Source organism: Acinetobacter sp. ANC_7511 (assembly GCF_056779975.1).
The window spans coordinates 1-205 of record NZ_JBWYIY010000071.1 but is presented as its reverse complement, the minus strand read 5'-3'; the positions used below and the strand labels follow the sequence as shown (position 1 = coordinate 205).

Here is a 205-nt window from a genome sequence, read left to right as displayed (position 1 = left end):
GCTACTGTGTCAACCTCGAAGCTCTCTGGCTGAGATTCACCTGTGTTACCTGCTTGATCTGTTGCTTTTGCAACTACGTCATATTCGCCATCTGCCAATTCAACTGATGGTGTATATGTCCATGTATCACCTGTAACTGTCGCTGGACCTTCTGCAACAACTTGACCGTCTTTGTCTTTAACAACGACATTTACTGTTGTTCCTG

General features: G+C 44.9%; 1 protein-coding gene. It reads right to left on the bottom strand.

Annotated elements, in window-relative coordinates; translation table 11 throughout:
- Nucleotides 1-205 (bottom strand): Ig-like domain-containing protein (locus tag AC1M9L_RS14880; RefSeq protein ID WP_481592571.1); only part of this gene is annotated, 205 nt, incomplete at both ends.